Origin of the sequence: Glycomyces xiaoerkulensis, from assembly GCF_002798405.1 — a bacterium.
In the GTDB taxonomy this organism is placed as follows: Bacteria; Actinomycetota; Actinomycetes; order Mycobacteriales; family Micromonosporaceae; genus Glycomyces; species Glycomyces xiaoerkulensis.
The window spans coordinates 31,525-49,314 of sequence record NZ_PGGV01000017.1; the positions used below are offsets into that span (position 1 = coordinate 31,525).

Here is a 17,790-nt window from a genome sequence, read left to right on the forward strand (position 1 = left end):
ACCCTACGCGCCGCCGCCGCCGAACAGCCCTTCGGTGGGCGGGGGCTCCAGGCCCAGGTGCCGCCAGGCGTCGGCGGTGCCCACGCGCCCGCGGGGGGTGCGCGCGAGCAGCCCGGCGCGCACCAGGTAGGGCTCGCACACCTCTTCGACGGTGTCGGACTGCTCGCCCACGGCCACCGCCAGGGTGGTCAGGCCGACCGGTCCCCCGCCGAAGGTCTTGACCAGGGCGCTGAGGACGGCCCGGTCGAGGCGGTCGAGGCCCCGCTCGTCGACGTCGTAGAGGGCCAGGGCGTCGGCGGCGACCCGGGCGTCGATGACGCCGTCGGCCCGGACTTGGGCGAAATCGCGGACCCGGCGGAGCAGCCGGTTGGCGACGCGGGGCGTGCCGCGCGAGCGCGAGGCGATCTCGACCGCGCCCGGCCCGGTGACCTCGACCTCGAGGATGCCCGCCGAGCGCTCGACGATGGCCTCGAGGTCGGCCTGCTCGTAGAACTCGAGCTGGCCGAGGAAGCCGAAGCGGTCGCGCAGCGGCCCGGTCAGGAGTCCGGCGCGGGTGGTGGCGCCGACGAGGGTGAACGGCTCGAGTTCGAGCGGGATGGCCGTCGCGCCCGGGCCCTTGCCGACGACGACGTCGACGCGGAAGTCCTCCATGGCGGTGTAGAGGAGCTCTTCGGCGGGCCGGGCCATGCGGTGGATCTCGTCGATGAACAGGACCTCGCCGGGGCCGAGGCCGGTGAGGATGGCGGCCAGGTCGCCGGAGCGCTCGATGGCCGGACCGGAGGTCTGGCGGAGGCCGACGCCGAGCTCGGCGGCGACGATCATGGCGAGGGTGGTCTTGCCGAGGCCGGGCGGGCCGGACAGCAGCAGGTGGTCGGGGGCGGCGCCGCGGCGGCGGGCGCCTTCGAGCAGGAGACCGATCTGCTCGCGGACCCGGTTCTGCCCGATGACGTCATCGAGCTTGCCGGGCCGGATGCCGGCCTCGGCGACCCGGTCGAGCTCGGTGGCCTCGGCGGCGGTCAGCGCGCGGTCCCACTCCTCGGCGGTGTACTCCGGTTCGTCCATGGCCTATCGCTTTCCGAGCAGTCGGATGGCTTGCTTCAACAGCGTAGGGACGTCGGCGCCGTCGACGCCTTCGGCGTCGAGCTTCTCGATGGCGGTCTGGGCGTCCTTGGACGACCAGCCGAGGGCTTGGAGCCCCTGGCCGACCTGGCTGCGCCATCCGCCGGGGCGGGATCCGGACTGCTTGGGGGCGGCGGTCTCCACCACCGGGCCGATCTTGTCGGCCAGGTCGAGGACGATGCGTTCGGCGCTCTTCTTGCCGACCCCGGGGATGCGCGAGAGGGTGGCGGTGTCGCCGGTGGCGATGGCGTGGCGGATGACGTCGGGCCGCAGGGAGTCGAGCGCGTCGCCGGCGATGCGCGGCCCGATCTTCTGGGCGGTCTGGAGCAGTTCGAACAGGTCGCGCTCGTCGGGGTCGTTGAAGCCGAACAGGGTGATCGAGTCCTCGCGGACGATCGTGGAGGTGTGGAGGACGACCTTGGAGCCGACCTTGAGGTCGGCCAGGGTCCGGGCGCCGGCGTGGACGGCGTAGCCGACGCCGGCGACGTCGACCACGGCGTAGGACTCGCCCACGGCGGCGACGGTTCCGGTCAACTGCGCGATCATCGCCGGCCGCCTTTCCGGGCCGCGGCGGCGAGCTTGAACTTCATGCCGCCCCGCCACAGGTGGCAGACGGCGATCGCCAGCGCGTCGGCGGCGTCGGCCGGTTTCGGGGGAGCCTCGAGCCGCAGGATGCGGGTGACCATGGCGGTCACCTGGCGTTTGTCGGCGGTGCCGTTGCCGCAGATGGCGGCCTTGGCTTCGGAGGGGGTGTAGGTGGCGGCGGGCAGGCCGGCGCGGGCGGCGGCGAGCAGCGCGACGCCGGAGGCCTGGGCGGTGCCGATGACGCTGGCGACGTTGTGCTGGCTGAACACCCGTTCGACGGCGACGGCCTCCGGTTTGCAGTCGACCAGGTGGCGGCGCAGGCCGTCGTCGAGTCGGAGCAGCCGGTCGGCGAGGTCGGCGTCGGGGTCGGTGCGGATGACTTCGACGGCGATCATCCTTCCGGGGGCGCCGGGGCGCCCTTCGACGACGCCGACGCCGCAGCGGGTGAGTCCCGGGTCGATCCCCATCACGCGCACTCGCTCCTCCGTTCCGTGGTCGGGGTCAGCTTATCGGTCCGGGGCGACAGCGGCGTCCGGTGACGCTCGCGGCATTCCCCATAAACTACTTGCCGACCGGTTAGGCCGAGGACTAGCCTCGAGGGGACCGGGCAACGACGCTTCCGCACGTTTTCGACCCGAATCCCAATGTCCTCCAACGACTTTATTGTGAGTTGACTGTGTCCGCCGCAGCGTTCAACCCCGAGGCCGCCAACGGCGCCCACTCGCGCCGCTACATCGTCATGATGGTCTTCGTGCTCGGCGCCCTGACCGCGACCGCGCCGCTGGCCACGGACCTCTATCTCCCCGCGTTCCCGGACATGGCCGAGGCGCTGGGCTCGACCGAGAACCACATCCAGCTCACCCTTACGTCCATGATGGTCGGTCTGGCGGCCGGCCAGGCGGTCCTCGGCCCGCTCTCGGACCGGTTCGGCCGGCGGGTGCCGCTGCTGGCCGGCATGGGCGTGTTCACCGTGACCGCGCTGCTGTGCGCGGTCGCCACCAGCGCCGAGCAGTTGATCGCCATCCGCTTCGCGCAGGGCCTGAGCGGCGCGGCGGGGATGGTCATCGCCCGCGCGGTCATCCGCGACCACTTCAAGGGCGACGACATGACCCGCTTCACCGCCAAGATGCTCTTCATCACCATGCTGGCGCCCATGCTGGGGCCGCTCATCGGCGCCCAGTTGATCCATATAGGGCCGTGGCCGGTGATCTTCGTGTTCATGGGCGTCATGGCCGCCCTGGCGACGGGGCTGGTGTGGCGGTTCCTGCCCGAGAGCCTCCCGGCCGACCAGCGGCAGGAGTTCAACGGCCGCGAGTTCGTGCTGACCCTGGGCCGCCTGGTGCGGGACCCGCGGTTCATCGCCCCGACGCTGGTGGTGATCTTCAACTTCTCGATGCTGTTCACCTACGTGTCGACCTTCAGCTTCGTCTCCCAGAACGAGATGGGCGCCTCGCCCGGGGTGTACTCGCTGCTGTTCGCGGCCGGCACCGTGGCGATCCTGGCCGACAACCAGACGAACATGTTCATGATCAAGCGGGTCGAGTCGACCCGGCGCATGCTGGTGGGCCTGACGGTCTCCATGTCGGGCGTCGCCTGGATCGCGGGCGTGCAACTGGCCGGCATCGACGGCCTCGTCACGGTCCCGATCGGGATCGCGGTGATGATGTTCGGATGCGGAATCATCTTCCCGAACGCCGGCGCGGCGGCCATGTCCTCGCAGCGGCCCCAGATCGCCGGGACCGCCTCGGCGTTCATGGGCTGCCTCCAGATGGCCGCCGGCGGCGCCATGCCGGCGCTGGCGACGCTCGGCGGGGTGAGCCTGCTGAGCATGACCGGTGGCATGGTCGTCTACGGGCTCGGGACCGCGATCGCGGTCCTGGCCACCGTCCGCATCTACCGGGCCCAGCCGGTAGCGGCCAGCGCATAGAGCACCGGCCGGGCGCCTGGTTTACCCGCGCTCGGGCGCGGGCATCTACCGGGTATGCCTGATCGGGTGTTCCGCGATCGGCACGACGCCGGGGTCGCGCTGGCGGCCCTGCTCGACCACCACCGGGGCCGGGCCGACGTCCTGGTGCTGGGCCTGCCGCGCGGCGGCGTGCCGGTGGCCTACGAGGTCGCCCGGGCGCTCGAGGCGCCGCTGGACGTGTTCACCGTCCGCAAGCTGGGCGTGCCCGGTCACGAGGAGCTCGCCATGGGCGCGATCGCCACCGGCGAGGTGGTGGTGACCAACGACCGGGTCGTCAACGGTTTCGGCATCGCCCCCGAGGAGCTCGACCGGGTCGCCGAGCGCGAAGGCGAGGAACTGCGCCGCCGCGAGCGGGCCTACCGGGGCGACCGGCCCGCTCCCCCGGTGCGCGGGCGGACGGTCTTGCTGGTCGACGACGGCCTGGCGACCGGGGCGACCATGCGGGCCGCGATCGACGCCGTCCGGCGGCAGCGGCCGGCTCACCTGGTCGTGGCCGTGCCGACCGCCCCGGCGAGCACCTGCCGGGAACTGACCGACCAGGTCGACGAGATGGTGTGCGCGACACAGCCCGAGCCGTTCATGGCGGTCGGCCAGTCCTACCGCAGCTTCGGCCAGACCGGAGACGACGAGGTCAGGGAGCTGCTGGAAGAACACCTCACCGCGTGAGCGCCGGGGAAGGGGCCGGGCCTTCAGCCGAGGCCCGGTGAAGCCACGCGAATTCCCTCGGCTTCGGCCGCGGCGGCTTGGCGCTTGTCGTACGTGACGAAGAAGTCCAAGGCGTCGTTCAAACTGAGTGCCGCGGCCACATGTATCGCATCCAGCGATCGCAGAGACGTCCCGGTTTGCAGCTCACCGGCAGCCTCGTATATCGCGGCGGGGAGCGCGATCACCGCGGTTCGTTCGAGCCAATGGAAGGCTTGCGCGCGGGCCTCCTGCTGCGCACCCGCGGCATGAAGCCCTCGGCGCACTTCGGTCCGAGTGAGGTATGACGTGATTTGACGCCCCCGGCATGGCCTGCTATCCAGTCCTCCAACTCTACGGAGCATTCCTCGTCGAGGAACAGCTTCATCGCCGCACAGGAGTCAAGGTAGAGAAACCGCATCAGTACTCTCGCTCCTCACGCATGCTGAGGACCGCGTCGCTTCCCCGGTTCGTTCCGGGTGGGGACGACTCACGAACCAGTTCGCGGACTTCAGCCCCGGTGGGGAGTGAATCCAGGGTTGTCGGATCGAGGATCCCGGCCGCAATCGCTCGGTCGATTGCGGCGTTCGCCGGATCGGGCGGATTGATCTGGCCGACGATCTCGCCCCACCGAGTCACCTGGACCGTGTGGCCCTCCTGAACACGCTTGAAGATCTCGGCGGCATTCCGCTGAAGTTCCCGGATCGTCACCTGTTCTTCGGTCATGACATCCATCATGACGCACATTCTCGACAAGATGTCATGCGTTTCCCGGCAACGACGCAACTTTCGCGCTGTCGTGTCGGCCACATACCGCGGGACGGGGTGCCACGAGCGCGTCCGGCCCGGTCGAATCGCCCCGTCAGGTGTCGAGCTGCGCCCAGACCTCGTCGGGGACGTCCACGTTGGTGAACACGTTCTGGACCTCGTCGGAGTCCTCGAGGGCGTCGACGACCCTCATCACCTTCTTGGCGCCGTCGGCGTCCACCGGGACGCTCGTAGAGGGCTCGAAGCCGGTGTCGGCCGAGTCGTAGTCGATCTCGGCCTTCTGCAGCGCGGTGCGCACCTCGACCAGGTCGGTCGGCTCGCACACCACCTCGAAGCCGCCCTCCCCGAGGTCCCTGACCTCCTCGGCGCCGGCGTCCAGCACCGCCACGAGCACGTCGTCCTCGGTCAGCCCGTCGGCCTTCGAGACCACGATGATGCCCTTGCGGGAGAACAGGTAGTTGACGCTGCCGGCCTCGCCGAGGGTGCCGCCGTTGCGGGTCAGCGCCACCCGGACCTCGGAGGCGGCGCGGTTCTTGTTGTCGGTCAGGCACTCGATGAGGATCGCCACGCCACCGGGCGCGTAGCCCTCGTACATGAGGGTCTCGTAGTTGACCGCGCCGCCGTCTAGGCCGCCGCCGCGCCTGACCGCCCGGTCGATGTTGTCATTGGGCACCGAGCTCTTCTTGGCCTTCTGTATGGCGTCGAACAGCGTGGGGTTGCCCTCCGGGTCCGGGCCGCCGGTGCGGGCCGCCACTTCGATGTTCTTGATCAGCTTGGCGAAGAGCTTGCCCCGCTTGGCATCGATGGCGGCCTTCTTGTGCTTGGTCGTCGCCCACTTGGAGTGGCCACTCATTCCGGCGCTCCCTCGTTCCTCTCATCGGCCTGCCCGGCACCGGAGCGCCGGACCATATCCACGAAGTATCGGTGCACCCGCGCGTCATCGGTCACCTCCGGGTGGAAGGAGGTCGCCATGCAGGCACCCGCGCGTACGGCGACGATCCTACCGTCCGGGGTGTCCGCGGCTCGGCGCCCGCCGCCGACGCGACCGAGGACCTCGGTGCCCTCGCCGACCCGCTCGACCCAAGGGGCGCGGATGAACACGCCGCGGAAGGGTCCGCCGTCGACGCCCTCCAGCGGGACCTCGTCCTCGAACGAATCGACCTGCCGACCGAAAGCGTTGCGGCGCACCGTCATGGGAATGGCACCGAACGAGCGCTGGTCGGGACGGCCGTCGAGCACCTCCTCGGCGAGCATGATCATGCCCGCGCAGGAGCCGAAGGCGGGCATACCGGCGTCGAGCCGCTTGCTCACGGGCTCGAACAGGTCGAACACCTCCAGCAGGCGGCTCATGGTCGTCGACTCCCCGCCCGGGATGACCAGGCCGTCGACCGCGTCGAGTTCGGAGGCCCGGCGCACCGGCACCGGCCGTCCGCCGGCGGCCTCGATCGCGCGCACATGGTCGACCACGTCGCCTTGCAGCGCCAGAATGCCGATCTGAGGCAGGCCGCTCATCAGAGAACTCCAAGAAACTCGCTTCCACGGGCGCCTCAAGGGTAGTTCCGGACCACGACCCGCGACTACCTGGGCGATCGCCGCGGGGGCCGGTGCGGGGGGAAGCCGGGCCGCCGGTGGTGATCCGCTAGGCTCTCCGGGCGAACGTGCCGCACCCCTTAGGAGCTAGAGAATCAAATGCCTGAGATCGTGAAGCGCAATCCCAAGCCCCGCTCGGTCCGCGCCGGGCGCAACGCGATGTGGCTGCAGGCGGCGATCTGCGTCGCCGCAGGGGGCCTGCTGGTGCTGCTCCATCACAGCTTCCGCGACCTGGTCCCGCCCGCCGCCGAGCACGACGTCTACCGGGGCGCGGTGGGGCTAGGCGCCCTCGCCGTGTTCCTGGTCATCGCGACGCTGCTGCTGAGCACCCAGTGGCGGGTCCTGTGGCTCCTGATCCTGCTCAGCCAGATCGCGGCACTGGCGGGACTGGTGTGGCTGATCATCACCGGCGGCCTCTACTGGGCGCTGTGCATCGCGTTGGCTATCGTTCCCATTACGATCATCGGAACGTTGACCGAGCGGTTCGCTCGCCGCTGGTTCAACCACTAACCGGCTCCGGAGGCTGACGCCCATGCTCCCGCAACCCAACTTCGGTCCCCCCTCTCAGCCCGGAGGCGGCGACGACGAGGACGAACGCCCTCCGAAGCAAGTCGGGCGACTGCGCATCGCCCTGTGGGTCGAAGCGGTCTGCGGCGTGCTCGCGGGGAACATCCTCACCCTGCTGATCTTCTCCTCGCGCAGTCAGACCATCGACGACATCATCGAGCGCTACGAGGCGCAGGAGGGAGTCGAGGACGTCGAGACGCTCGCCCAGGAGACGTTCGACTTCTACCAGAGCTCGGGCTTCCTCACCCTCTATCTGTCGTTGGCGATCGGGACCGCGCTGGCGGCGATCGTGGTCGCCCTCTGCGCGATGCGTCTCAAGACCCGGCTGCGGGCCGTCCGCTGGACCGCGCTGGGCGGCTCGGTCGTGCTGGGCGTGGCGGCGGTGCTGATGATGCCGATGTTCGCCCTGCTGGTCGCCCCGTGGATGTTCGCCTCGATCCTGTCGTTGTGGTGGCTGCTCACCGCCGATGTCCGGCACTGGGCCGACCAGCGGCGCGGCTAACCGCGAGTCGTCGTCCGCGGCTCGTTCGTGCTGACGGATGTAGTCGATGAACACCGCGCGGGCCAGCGGTTCGGTCCCGCCCCACTGGCCGCGGGTGGCCTCGCGCCACATCGCGATCAGGTCGTCGATGGCCACGCCGATCTCGGCCACGTCCGGGTCGAGGTTGTCGGCCTCCCCCGCCGCCGGGGTGTGGCGGAACAGGTCGATGAAGAACCGCCAGTCGCGGCGGTGCCGCGCCAGCGAGAATGCCCGGTGCTGCAGATCGGTGGTCGGCAGCCGGTCGAGGTCCTCTGCGTTCATGCCAACAGCCTAGGACGCCGGGCCGGTCCGGGTGTGTCGATGGGGGTTCGCGCGCTTCGGGCTACTTAGGATCGCGTCATGATCAGCAAGCTCATCCGCGCCGCGGCGGTGGTCGCCGTGGCCGCGCTCGTCTCGGCGGCCGCCCCCGTGCAGGCCCACTCGGTCGCGCGCCCGCAGGGCGGGGCCTACTACCTGGAAGTGGCATTCGACGACGGCCCCCGCTACGACGCGGTGCTCACCTGCCCCGACGGGCGGACCCATCCGCGCGGGCCCCGGGCGTGCGACCAGCTCGCGGCCGTCGACGGCGACATCGGCTCGATCCGGTGGGCCGGAACGGTCTGCACCACCGAGCACCGGCCGGTGACGGTGCGGGCGCACGGCGTCTGGGAGGGCCGATACCGCCACTACCGGGGCCGGTTCGGGAACCTGTGCACGGCGGTCAGCTACACCGGCGGGCACGTGTTCGCCATCGCCGAGCGCTGAGGCGGCGCGGGGAGGGCCCGCGGGCCCTCCCGCCGAGTCCGGGGCTACCAGCCCCGCTTGGCGAGCTTCTGGTCCTCGTCGAGGGTGTCGACGTTGAGGCCGACCATCGCCTCGCCCAGGCCGCGCGAGACCTCGGCGAGCACCTTCGGGTCGTCGTGGAACGCCGTCGCCTTGACGATCGCGGCGGCGCGCCCGGCCGGGTCGCCGGACTTGAAGATCCCCGAGCCGACGAAGACGCCCTCGGCGCCCAGTTGCATCATCATCGCCGCGTCCGCCGGAGTGGCGATGCCGCCGGCGGTGAACAGCACCACCGGGAGCTTGCCGAGCCTCGCGACCTCGGCGACCAGCTCGTAGGGCGCACGCAGCTCCTTGGCCGCCACGAACAGCTCGGCCTGGTCGAGCTTGGTGAGGCGGCCGATCTCGGCGCGGATCTGCCGCATATGGCGAGTGGCCTCCACGACGTTGCCGGTGCCGGCCTCGCCCTTGGAGCGGATCATGGCCGCGCCCTCGCCGATGCGGCGCAGGGCCTCGCCCAGGTTGGTCGCCCCGCACACGAACGGCACGGTGAACTGCCACTTGTCGATGTGGTGGGCCTCGTCGGCGGGGGTGAGGACCTCGGACTCGTCGACGTAGTCGACGCCGACCGCCTCCAGGACCTGCGCCTCGACGAAGTGGCCGATGCGGGCCTTGGCCATGACCGGGATGGAGACGGCCTCGACGATCCCGTCGATCATGTCGGGGTCGCTCATCCGGGAGACGCCGCCTTCGGCTCGGATGTCGGCGGGGACGCGTTCGAGCGCCATGACCGCCACCGCCCCGGCGTCTTCGGCGATCCGCGCCTGCTCCGGCGTGACGACGTCCATGATGACGCCGCCCTTCAACATGTCGGCCATGCCCCGCTTGACACGGGCAGTGCCGAGTTCGGGCTCGGTCTTCTGGGTCTCTGACACGGTCACCGGCTCCATCTCGAGGTCGTCTGAGTAGGGATTGCCTGACCCGGCCGATTCTACGCCGCGATCGACCTCACAGCCCTGTTGATACAGGCCGGGCGCCGCCTGGTACAAACCGGCCGCTCAATGCACCGGGTCTTCGATGTCCCAGTACTGGGGGCGGGGCAGGCGATGATGCATGCGCAGCACCACCGCCATCGGCAGGGAGCGGGAGGCGACGGCGTCGCGCACGAAGTCGGTGTGGATCTGCCGGGCCAGCGCGACCCGGCGGTTGGCGGACTCCAGGTCGTCGGCCCAGGCCGGGTCGGGTTCGAGCTCGCGCAGGGCGTGGGTGAGGTCGTTCTCGGCGTATTCGCGCAGCTCGCGCTGCCGGTGGGTTTCGGCCGGGACTGCGATGACCGAGAGGGCGAGCGCGACGACCTCCTCGAATCCGGGCCGGCCTACGAACTTGAGGACCGTCTCGGCACGGTCGTCAAGTTTGGACAGCAGGGCGGTCTCGGCGGAGCGGGCGCGCCGGTGCAGGCGCTCGACGCGCGTGACCGTCCACGTCGCGTAGGCGCCGACGGCGGCCACGACCGCTACGAGTACTGCCAGCCACCACATCGGGAACATCGTAATGGTGGCTCACACGCGGACGCCCGCCGCCGTCTTGTACGGGGACAAGTACGGCGCGGGCGCCTTTCCTCAGTGCAGTACGTCCATCTCGATACGCATCACTCCCCTGCTGAGTTCTTCACTCGCCGGCTCATCGCCTGCTTGGCGCAGGCGAGACCCAGGAGGAAGACGATCGCGCCGAGGATCACCATGGTCCAGACGATGCCCGCCGCCGGACTCGCCCCTCCGACGACCCAGGGAGAGATGACCAACCACAGGCCGATCGCCGACATGGCCCAGCTCAGGCCGTACATGCGCTCGGGGGCCGTGGTGAATCCCAGGGCCAGCAGCCCGATCGCGATGCCCACGATCAGGTTGTGCGGAATGAACTCGGCCGGACCGGTGGCATAGGCGTCGACCACCCACGGCGAGATCGCGCAGAACAGGCCGGCCAGGAAGACCGGCGCGTCCACGAGTACGACGTCGCGCTTGCCCATCATTCGGGCGTATCTGGCGCTCATCTCGGTGGCGTCCGGGTGGCTGGTGAGGTCGCCCCGGTGTGAGAGATCGGCCATTGCGACTGCCCTCCGTTCGATCCGTGCGCGTGCGGCTGCACGGGGCAACACGGACCCTCGTCTCAATTATGCGACCGCAGGCCGCGGTCCGTAAAGATTCCGCCGTGATTTCCCGGGCCGCGGAAGTCAGCGGCGATCCGTGCCGGCCTCGATGGCGGCGCGGTAGACCTCGACGACGCGGTCGGCAACTTCGGGCCAGTCGTAGCGTTTGACCCATTCGTCGGCCTTCTCGACGTAGTCGGTGCGCAGGGAGGCGTCGTCGAGGAGGCGTCCGGCGACGTCGGCGAGCGCGGCGGCGTCGCCGGTGGGGAACAGTCCGCCGACGCGGCCGTCGTCGAGGACGCTTTTGAACGCCTCGATGTCGGAGGCGAGCACGCAGGTGCCTGCGGCCATGGCCTCGGTGAGGACCATGCCGAAGGACTCGCCGCCGGTATTGGGGGCGACGTAGAGGTCGACGCCGGCGAGCATGCCGGCCTTCTCCTCGTTGGAGACCGCGCCGAGGAAGTGGACGCGTTCGGCGATCCGGGGTTCGAGGCCCGCGAGGGCGACGTCGGGGTCGCCGCGGCCGACCACCAGCAGTTGGAGGTCGGGCCGGTCGGCGGCCAGCCGCGCGAAGGCCTCGCGCAGCAGGTCGAAGCCCTTCCGGGGCTCGTTGTAGCGGCCCATGAACCCGATGGTGGGGCCGTCGGGTTTCGGCCGCAGGGGCGGGGCTTTGCGGTAGAAGGCGACCGGGACGCCGTTGGGGATCTCGACCGCGCCGCCGCCGAGGTGCTCGACCTGGACTTTGCGGGCGTGGGTGCTGACGGCGATGCGGGCCGAGAGGTTCTCCAGCACCAGTTGGGCCATGTGCTTGCCGGCGGCGAGCATCCTCGAGCGGGTGATGGCGGTGTGGAAGGTCGCCACGACCGGGCATCTGGCGGTGAGCACGGCCAGGCACGAGAGGCTGGGCGTGAGCGGTTCGTGGACGTGGACGACGTCGAAGTCGCCCGCGGTGCACCAGCGGCGGACCCGCGCGGCCGAGCGGGGTCCGAACGCCAGGCGGGCGATCGAGCCGTTGTAGGGGACGGCGACGGCCTTGCCGCCGGAGACGACGAAGTCGGGCAAGGTCTCGGTCTCGCTGGCCGGGGCGAGCACGGAGACGTCGTGTCCGGCGCCGATGAGGGTCTCGGCGAGGTCGCGGATGTGGAATTGGACGCCGCCGGGCACGTCGAAGGAGTACGGGCTGACGATCCCGATCCGCAGGTCCCCCATCAGGCCTCCGGGGGGTCGAAGTCGGCCGACCAGAGCCGCTGGAGCATGTGCCAGTCGGCCGGGTGGGAGGCGATCCCGTCTGCGAACTCGTCGGCCAGCGCCTGGGTGGTGGAGGCGATCCGGGTGCGCAGTCGCCCGGTGCCGGTGTCGACCGGGCCGGTGATGTGGCAGACGGCCCGGTCGCGCTCGTAGTGGAGGGCGGCGGTGTAGAGCGGGACGTCGTTGCGGATCGCCAGCAGGGCGGGGCCGGAGGGGAAGGTGGTGGTCTCGCCGAAGAACTTCACCTCGACGCCGCTGCGGCCCAGGTCGCGGTCGGCGACCAGGGCGAGGACGTGGCCGGCCTGGAGGGCCTCGCCGAGGGCGGCCTGGGGGTCGCGTTCGCCGCCGTCGGAGGGGACGATGGTCATGCCGAGCGATTCGCGGTATTCGAGGAAGCGGCGGAAGACCGCCTCGGGTTTGAGGCGTTCGGCGACGACGGTCAGGGGGTCCCGGGCGACCCGGCAGACCCAGGCGCCGGCCAGGTCCCAGTTGGCCGAGTGTGGGAGCGCCACGATCGAGCCGAGCCCGGCGGCGGCGCGTTCGGCCACCGGCTCGTAGCCGTTCATCTCGAAGCGGGCGGCGATGTCGTCGCGGCTCATCGCCGGCAGCCGGAAGGCTTCGGTCCAGTAGCGGGCGTAGGAGCGCATCGCTTCGCGGACCAGCGGCTCGGGGGCCTCGCCGCCGACCACGCGGGCGAGGTTGCGGCGCAACTGCCGGACCGGGCGGCCGTTCTTGCGCCGGGCCCGGTCGGCGAAGCGGCGGGAGGCTGCGGCGGCGGCCCGTTCGGGCAGGAGGCGGACGCCTTTCCAGGCGGCCAGGTAGCCCCATTCGATGAGCTTGTCACGCGTCGGCACGGTGCTGGTGCTCCTCCCGGTCGTTGTCGAGGGCCGCGCGGGCGCGGACCAGGCGCTGGGCGACGGTGATGCAGGTGAGGACCACCAGCAGGCCGAGGCCGGCCTCCATGGCGTAGGGGGCGCCGAGGATCTCGACCAGCACGGTGAGGCCGGACAGGATGAGCCGCTCGGGCCGCTCGGCGATGCCGACCTCGCAGCGGGCGCCCAGGCCCTCGCAGCGGGCCTTGATGTAGGAGACGACCTGCGCGGTGATCAGGGCCGTGAGCGCGAGCGCGCAGGCGAGGAAGCGCTCCTCGGCCAGCAGCCAGTAGGCGAGTCCGGCGAGGATGGCGCCGTCGGCGATGCGGTCGCAGGTGGAGTCGAGGAGTGCGCCGAAGCGGGACTGGGTGCCTTTGACGCGGGCGATGGCCCCGTCGAACATGTCGGTGAAGACCGAGACGGAGACGACGATGAGGCCGGCCAGGAGGTGGCCCTGCGAGAGAAGGAAGATCGCGGCCGCTACTACGACGGCGGTGCCGGCGACGGTGACGGCGTTGGCGGACACGCCGATGCGGATGAGGATCTTCGCCGCGGCGTCGACGTAGCGCCGCAGCCCGGCTCGTCCGGAGGTCCGAAGGAACTTCGCCATGGTCTCCTGATTTCTTCGGCGTCGCCCTGTGGGTGTTCGGGCATCGGGCTGGTGGGACTGACTCTATAGTGCGCCTCGCCTCAGTGGCGTTCCCAGGCGGCGGCGAGCTCAGACCGGGTATCGGTGAGCATTTGGGGCAGGGTCTTGGTGTGGCCGATGATCGGCATGAAGTTCGCGTCTCCGCCCCAGCGCGGCACGATGTGCTGGTGGAGGTGCCCGGCGATGCCGGCGCCGGCGATCTGGCCCTGGTTCATGCCGATGTTGAACCCGTGGGCGCCCATCACCTCGCGGATCACCCGCATCGCCTCCTGGGTGAACCGGCCCATCTCGGCGATCTCGTCGGCGTCGAGGTCGGTGTAGTCGGGCACGTGCCGGAAGGGCACGACCATCAGGTGGCCGGCGTTGTAGGGGAACTTGTTCATGACCGCGTACATGCCGGGCCCGCGGGCGACGATGAGGCCGTCGACGTCGTCGAGCTTGGGGATCTCGCAGAACGGGCATCCCTCTATGTCGGTGTCCTCGCCGGTCGGTTTGCCCTCGCCTTTGATGTAGGCCATGCGATGCGGTGTCCACAATCGCTCATAGCCGTCCGGGACGCCGACGCCTTCGGGTGCTTGTTCGCTCACGGGGACGATCCTAGGCCACGCCGCCGCGCGCCGGTACTCCGACGAAACGCCCGGGGCCGAGCGTTTCGGTTAGGCTCCAGGCGTGACGTTGCCGCAGTTGTACCTGGTGCTGCTGGTCGGCTGCGCCACGGTGCTGGTCTCGATCGCGGCGATCCGCGCCACTCACCGTCTGGGACTGCCCGCGCTGCTGGTCTTCCTGGGCGTGGGCATGGCGCTGGGCGAGGACGGGGTGGGCATCCCGTTCGAGGATTTCGAGCTCGCGCAGGTGCTGGGCACGTTCGCGCTGGCGCTGATCCTGATCGAGGGCGGGCTGTCGACCCGGTGGAGGGCGATCTCGCGGCAACTGGCACCGGCGAGCCTGCTGGCGACGCTCGGGGTGGGCGTCAGCGTGATGGTGGTGGCCTCGGGGGCGCATTTCGTGCTGGGCTTCTCGTGGCAGACGTCGCTGATCCTGGGCGCGGTGCTGGCCTCGACGGACGCGGCGGCGGTGTTCTCGGAGCTGCGCGGGGTGGGGTTGCCGAAGCGGCTTTCGGGAACGCTGGAGGCCGAATCGGGCTTCAACGACGCCCCGGCGGTGATCCTGGTGCTGGCGTTCTCCTCGGCGGCGGGCGTGCCGAATCCGCTGGAACTGCTGGGGACGCTGGTGTGGCAGTTGGCGGCGGGCACGGCGATCGGGGTGGCCGTCGGCTGGGGCGGGGCGTGGCTGCTGCGGCGGCTGGCGCTGCCGGTGTCGGGCCTGTACCCGCTGGCGGTGTTCGGTCTGGGGCTGGCGGCGTTCGCCGCCGCCGGGGCGCTGAGCGCCTCGGGGTTCATCGCCGCCTATCTGGCGGCGCTGATCCTGGGCAATTCGCACCTGCCGCACCGGGCGACGACCCTCTCCTTCGCGACCGGCCTGGGCTGGGTGGCCCAGTTGGGGATGTTCGTGATGCTGGGCATGCTCGCGGGCCCGGCCAACCTGCTGCACGCGGTGGTCCCGGCGCTGATCCTGGGCGCGGTCCTGACGCTGGTGGCCCGGCCGCTGTCGGTGATGGTGTGCCTGGTGCCGTTCCGGTTCTCGATCCGCGAGCAGACGCTTGTCTCGTGGGCGGGGCTGCGCGGCGCGGTCCCGATCGTGTTGGCCACGATCCCGCAGTCGGAGCGCCTGCCGGGGGGCCAGGCGCTGTGGGACCACGTGTTCATCCTGGTCGTGGCCTTCACGCTGCTGCAGGGCCCGACGCTGCCGTGGATGGCCAGGCGGCTGGGGCTCGCCGGTCGCGAGGTGATCCGGGAGGTCGAGATCGAGGCCGCGCCGCTCGACGCGGTCAACGGCGAGGTTCTCACCATCACCGTCCCCAAGCTCTCGGGGCTGGCGGGCCTGCGCCTGTTCGAGCTGCGGCTGCCGCGCGGCAGCGCGATCGCGGGCGTGGTCCGCGACCGGAGCCTGTTCGTCCCGGAGATGGCCGACCGGCTCCGCTCCGGGGACCAGTTGATCGTCATCACCTCGCCGCACCTACGGGAGGCCACCGAGCAGCGGTTGACCGCCTTGGCCAGGGCCGGGCGGCTGGCCCGCTGGCTCGGCGAGTCCGGCGGCGCCTGACCTGCGGCTCAGTCCCGCCCGGTCTCGGCCGAGGGGCCGTGGTTGAGGCGGGATTCGACCACGTCGGCCACGTGGGCGACCGCTTCGTCGGCCGGGACGCCGTTGCGCTGGGATCCGTCCCGGTAACGGAAGGAGACGGTGCCGGCCTCCTGGTCGTCGTCGCCGACGATCACCATGAACGGGATCTTCTGCTTCTGGGCGTTCCGGATCTTCTTCTGCATCCGGTCGTCGGAGTGGTCGACCTCGGCGCGGATGCCGCGGGCGCGGAGCCGGGCGACGAAGCCGTCGAGGTAGTTGGCGTTCTCGTCGCGGACCGGGATGCCGACCGCCTGCACCGGCGCCAGCCAGGCCGGGAAGGCCCCGCCGTAGTGCTCGGTGAGGACGCCGAAGAACCGCTCGATCGAGCCGAACAGGGCTCGGTGGATCATGACCGGGCGCTGCCGGGAGCCGTCCGGGGCGACGTACTCCAGCTTGAACAGCTCGGGTTCGAAGAAGTCGAGCTGGATGGTCGACATCTGCCAGGTGCGGCCGATCGCGTCCCGGGCCTGGATGGAGATCTTGGGGCCGTAGAAGGCCGCCCCTCCGGGGTCGGCGACCAGTTCGAGCCCGGAGTCCTTCCCGACCTCGGCGAGGGCCTTGGTGGCCTCCTCCCAGGCCAGGTCGTCGCCGACGAACTTGTCGGGGTCCTTGGTCGACAGCTCGAGGTAGAAGTCGTCGAGGCCGTAGTCGCGCAGCAGCTCCAGCACGAACGCGAGGATGGACTTCAGCTCCTCGCCCATCTGCTCCTTGGTGGTGTAGATGTGCGCGTCGTCCTGGGTGAAGCCGCGGGCGCGCGTAAGGCCGTGCACCACGCCGGACTTCTCGTACCGGTAGACCGCCCCGAACTCGAACAGCCGCAGCGGCAGCTCCCGGTAGGAGCGGCCGCGGGAGGCGTAGATCAGGTTGTGCATGGGGCAGTTCATCGGCTTGAGGTAGTACTCGGCGCCCTCCATCTCCATGGGCGGGAACATGCCTTCGGCGTACCACTCCAGGTGCTTGGAGGTCTCGAACAACTGCTTCTTGGTGATGTGCGGGGTGTTGACGAACGAATAGCCGCCTTCGACGTGCTTGCGGCGGGAGTAGTCCTCCATCACCATGCGGACCACGCCGCCGTGCGGGTGGAACACCGGCAGGCCCGAGCCGAGCTCCTCGGGGAAGCTGAACAGGTCGAGCTGGCTGCCGAGCCTGCGGTGGTCGCGCTTCTCGGCCTCGGCCAGGCGCTCCAGGTACTCCTTCTGCTCGGCCTTGGTCGGCCAGGCGGTGCCGTAGACGCGCTGGAGCTGCGGGTTCTTCTCCGAACCCATCCAGTAGGCGGCGGCCGAGCGCATCAGCTTGACCGCGCCGATGAGCTTGGTGGAGGGCAGGTGCGGGCCGCGGCACAGGTCGGACCAGGTCCGCTCCCCCGACTTGGGGTCGACGTTGTCGTAGGCGGTCAGCTCGCCGCCGCCGACCTCCATGATCTCCTCGTCGTCGCCGCCGGCGCCCTTGGTGTCGATCAGTTCGAGCTTGTAGGGCTCGTCGGCGAGCTCGGCGCGGGCCTGGTCGAGCGAGTCGTAGGCGCGGCGGTGGAAGGTCTGCCCCTGCTTGATGATCTGGAGCATCCGCTTCTCGATCTGCTTCAGGTCCTCGGGGGTGAACGGCTCGTCGACGTCGAAGTCGTAGTAGAAGCCGTCGGTGACCGGCGGCCCGACGCCGAGCTTGGCCTCGCGCAGCTCCTGCACGGCCTGGGCCATCACGTGAGCCGCCGAGTGGCGCATGACCCCCAGCCCGTCGGGGCTGTTCAGCGGCACCGGCTCGACCTTGGCGTCGGCCTGCGGCACCCACGACAGGTCGCGCAGCCGGCCATCGGCGTCGCGGACGACGACGATCGCCTCCGGCCCGCCGGCGGGGAGACCGGCCTCGGCGACCGCGTCGGCGCACGTAGTGCCAGCCGTGACCCAGAGCGGTTCGACGACGGCTGGACTGGTGTTCGGCGCTGCGGATGCCACGGTTCTCCCTCGATCGCATTTCGGCCGGGTCTTCCCGGCGTTCGACATTCGCGTCAATGGTAGTCGTCGGTCCAGGCCGGACTCCAACGCATTGCCCGGCCCGAAATTC

General features: G+C 70.5%; 21 protein-coding genes. 6 read left to right on the forward strand and 15 right to left on the reverse strand.

Annotated features, from left to right (window positions below):
• Window positions 1-3: 3 nt before the first annotated feature.
• From ruvB to ruvC, 3 genes are read right to left on the reverse strand one after another with little or no spacing between them, the layout of a single operon-like run.
• Window positions 4-1,062 (reverse strand): Holliday junction branch migration DNA helicase RuvB, encoded by a 1,059-nt coding sequence (ruvB, locus tag CUT39_RS07685; RefSeq protein WP_100445388.1) that lies wholly within the window; start codon window positions 1,060-1,062, stop codon window positions 4-6.
• Between the two features lie 3 nt (window positions 1,063-1,065).
• Window positions 1,066-1,665: a Holliday junction branch migration protein RuvA gene (gene ruvA, locus CUT39_RS07690; RefSeq protein WP_100445389.1), complete on the reverse strand. Its 600-nt coding sequence runs from the start codon at window positions 1,663-1,665 to the stop codon at window positions 1,066-1,068.
• A complete protein-coding gene (ruvC, locus tag CUT39_RS07695) occupies window positions 1,662-2,180 on the reverse strand; it encodes a crossover junction endodeoxyribonuclease RuvC (protein WP_198586957.1) in 519 nt (172 codons plus the stop codon). The genes ruvA and ruvC overlap by 4 nt, the downstream gene beginning before the upstream one ends.
• Window positions 2,181-2,380: 200 nt before the next feature.
• Between ruvC and CUT39_RS07700 the strand changes: the two genes are divergently transcribed.
• Together CUT39_RS07700 and CUT39_RS07705 are read left to right on the forward strand one after the other, a co-directional pair.
• Window positions 2,381-3,631: a multidrug effflux MFS transporter gene (locus tag CUT39_RS07700; protein ID WP_198586958.1), complete on the forward strand. Its 1,251-nt coding sequence runs from the start codon at window positions 2,381-2,383 to the stop codon at window positions 3,629-3,631.
• Window positions 3,632-3,685: 54 nt separating this feature from the next.
• Window positions 3,686-4,336 (forward strand): phosphoribosyltransferase, encoded by a 651-nt coding sequence (locus CUT39_RS07705; protein WP_100445391.1) that lies wholly within the window; start codon window positions 3,686-3,688, stop codon window positions 4,334-4,336.
• A 23-nt stretch (window positions 4,337-4,359) separates the two neighbouring features.
• Here the strand turns inward: CUT39_RS07705 and CUT39_RS07710 are convergent, their stop codons facing one another.
• From CUT39_RS07710 to pdxT, 4 genes are all read right to left on the reverse strand, one after another.
• On the reverse strand, window positions 4,360-4,716 hold the full coding sequence (locus CUT39_RS07710; protein ID WP_100445392.1) for a type II toxin-antitoxin system VapC family toxin: 357 nt from the start codon (window positions 4,714-4,716) through the stop codon (window positions 4,360-4,362).
• Window positions 4,717-4,771: 55 nt separating this feature from the next.
• Window positions 4,772-5,077 (reverse strand): type II toxin-antitoxin system Phd/YefM family antitoxin, encoded by a 306-nt coding sequence (locus tag CUT39_RS07715; RefSeq protein WP_157930539.1) that lies wholly within the window; start codon window positions 5,075-5,077, stop codon window positions 4,772-4,774.
• A 136-nt stretch (window positions 5,078-5,213) separates the two neighbouring features.
• Window positions 5,214-5,972, reverse strand: coding sequence for a YebC/PmpR family DNA-binding transcriptional regulator (locus tag CUT39_RS07720; protein ID WP_100445394.1), 759 nt, complete (start codon window positions 5,970-5,972; stop codon window positions 5,214-5,216).
• Complete coding sequence (gene pdxT / locus CUT39_RS07725) at window positions 5,969-6,631, reverse strand: pyridoxal 5'-phosphate synthase glutaminase subunit PdxT (protein WP_100445395.1); 663 nt, start codon at window positions 6,629-6,631, stop codon at window positions 5,969-5,971. Before pdxT ends, CUT39_RS07720 begins: the two co-directional genes overlap by 4 nt.
• A gap of 177 nt (window positions 6,632-6,808) precedes the next feature.
• Between pdxT and CUT39_RS07730 the strand changes: the two genes are divergently transcribed.
• The 3 genes from CUT39_RS07730 (at window position 6,809) to CUT39_RS07740 (ending at window position 8,561) form a co-directional block, all read left to right on the forward strand.
• Window positions 6,809-7,219: a hypothetical protein gene (locus CUT39_RS07730; RefSeq protein WP_100445396.1), complete on the forward strand. Its 411-nt coding sequence runs from the start codon at window positions 6,809-6,811 to the stop codon at window positions 7,217-7,219.
• 22 nt (window positions 7,220-7,241) lie between these two features.
• Window positions 7,242-7,778: an AdipoR/hemolysin III family protein gene (locus CUT39_RS07735; RefSeq protein ID WP_100445397.1), complete on the forward strand. Its 537-nt coding sequence runs from the start codon at window positions 7,242-7,244 to the stop codon at window positions 7,776-7,778.
• A gap of 378 nt (window positions 7,779-8,156) precedes the next feature.
• Window positions 8,157-8,561 carry an SSI family serine proteinase inhibitor gene (locus CUT39_RS07740; protein WP_100445398.1) on the forward strand — a complete coding sequence of 135 codons (405 nt, stop codon included), beginning with the start codon at window positions 8,157-8,159 and terminating at the stop codon, window positions 8,559-8,561.
• A gap of 44 nt (window positions 8,562-8,605) precedes the next feature.
• Here the strand turns inward: CUT39_RS07740 and pdxS are convergent, their stop codons facing one another.
• From pdxS to CUT39_RS07775, 7 genes are all read right to left on the reverse strand, one after another.
• Window positions 8,606-9,526, reverse strand: coding sequence for a pyridoxal 5'-phosphate synthase lyase subunit PdxS (gene pdxS, locus CUT39_RS07745; protein ID WP_100445440.1), 921 nt, complete (start codon window positions 9,524-9,526; stop codon window positions 8,606-8,608).
• Between the two features lie 108 nt (window positions 9,527-9,634).
• Window positions 9,635-10,114 carry a hypothetical protein gene (locus CUT39_RS07750; protein ID WP_100445399.1) on the reverse strand — a complete coding sequence of 160 codons (480 nt, stop codon included), beginning with the start codon at window positions 10,112-10,114 and terminating at the stop codon, window positions 9,635-9,637.
• Window positions 10,115-10,224: 110 nt separating this feature from the next.
• Entirely contained in the window at window positions 10,225-10,680 is a 456-nt protein-coding gene (locus CUT39_RS07755) for an SPW repeat protein (RefSeq protein WP_100445400.1), read from the reverse strand.
• Between the two features lie 126 nt (window positions 10,681-10,806).
• Window positions 10,807-11,922 (reverse strand): glycosyltransferase family 4 protein, encoded by a 1,116-nt coding sequence (locus tag CUT39_RS07760; protein WP_100445441.1) that lies wholly within the window; start codon window positions 11,920-11,922, stop codon window positions 10,807-10,809.
• 8 nt (window positions 11,923-11,930) lie between these two features.
• The gene (locus CUT39_RS07765; protein ID WP_100445401.1) at window positions 11,931-12,824 is read right to left on the reverse strand and encodes a phosphatidylinositol mannoside acyltransferase; all 894 of its coding nucleotides are present in this window, start codon (window positions 12,822-12,824) and stop codon (window positions 11,931-11,933) included.
• Complete coding sequence (gene pgsA / locus CUT39_RS07770; RefSeq protein WP_100445402.1) at window positions 12,811-13,452, reverse strand: phosphatidylinositol phosphate synthase; 642 nt, start codon at window positions 13,450-13,452, stop codon at window positions 12,811-12,813. The genes CUT39_RS07765 and pgsA overlap by 14 nt, the downstream gene beginning before the upstream one ends.
• Before the next feature lie 80 nt (window positions 13,453-13,532).
• Complete coding sequence (locus CUT39_RS07775) at window positions 13,533-14,078, reverse strand: HIT family protein (RefSeq protein WP_269799153.1); 546 nt, start codon at window positions 14,076-14,078, stop codon at window positions 13,533-13,535.
• Between the two features lie 82 nt (window positions 14,079-14,160).
• Here CUT39_RS07775 and CUT39_RS07780 point away from each other — a divergent pair, with 82 nt between their 5' ends.
• Entirely contained in the window at window positions 14,161-15,654 is a 1,494-nt protein-coding gene (locus tag CUT39_RS07780; RefSeq protein ID WP_100445404.1) for a potassium/proton antiporter, read from the forward strand.
• A gap of 8 nt (window positions 15,655-15,662) precedes the next feature.
• On the opposite strand, the gene thrS is transcribed toward CUT39_RS07780, so the two are convergent.
• Window positions 15,663-17,681, reverse strand: coding sequence for a threonine--tRNA ligase (gene thrS / locus CUT39_RS07785; RefSeq protein ID WP_232805656.1), 2,019 nt, complete (start codon window positions 17,679-17,681; stop codon window positions 15,663-15,665).
• Between the last annotated feature and the right edge of the window lie 109 nt (window positions 17,682-17,790).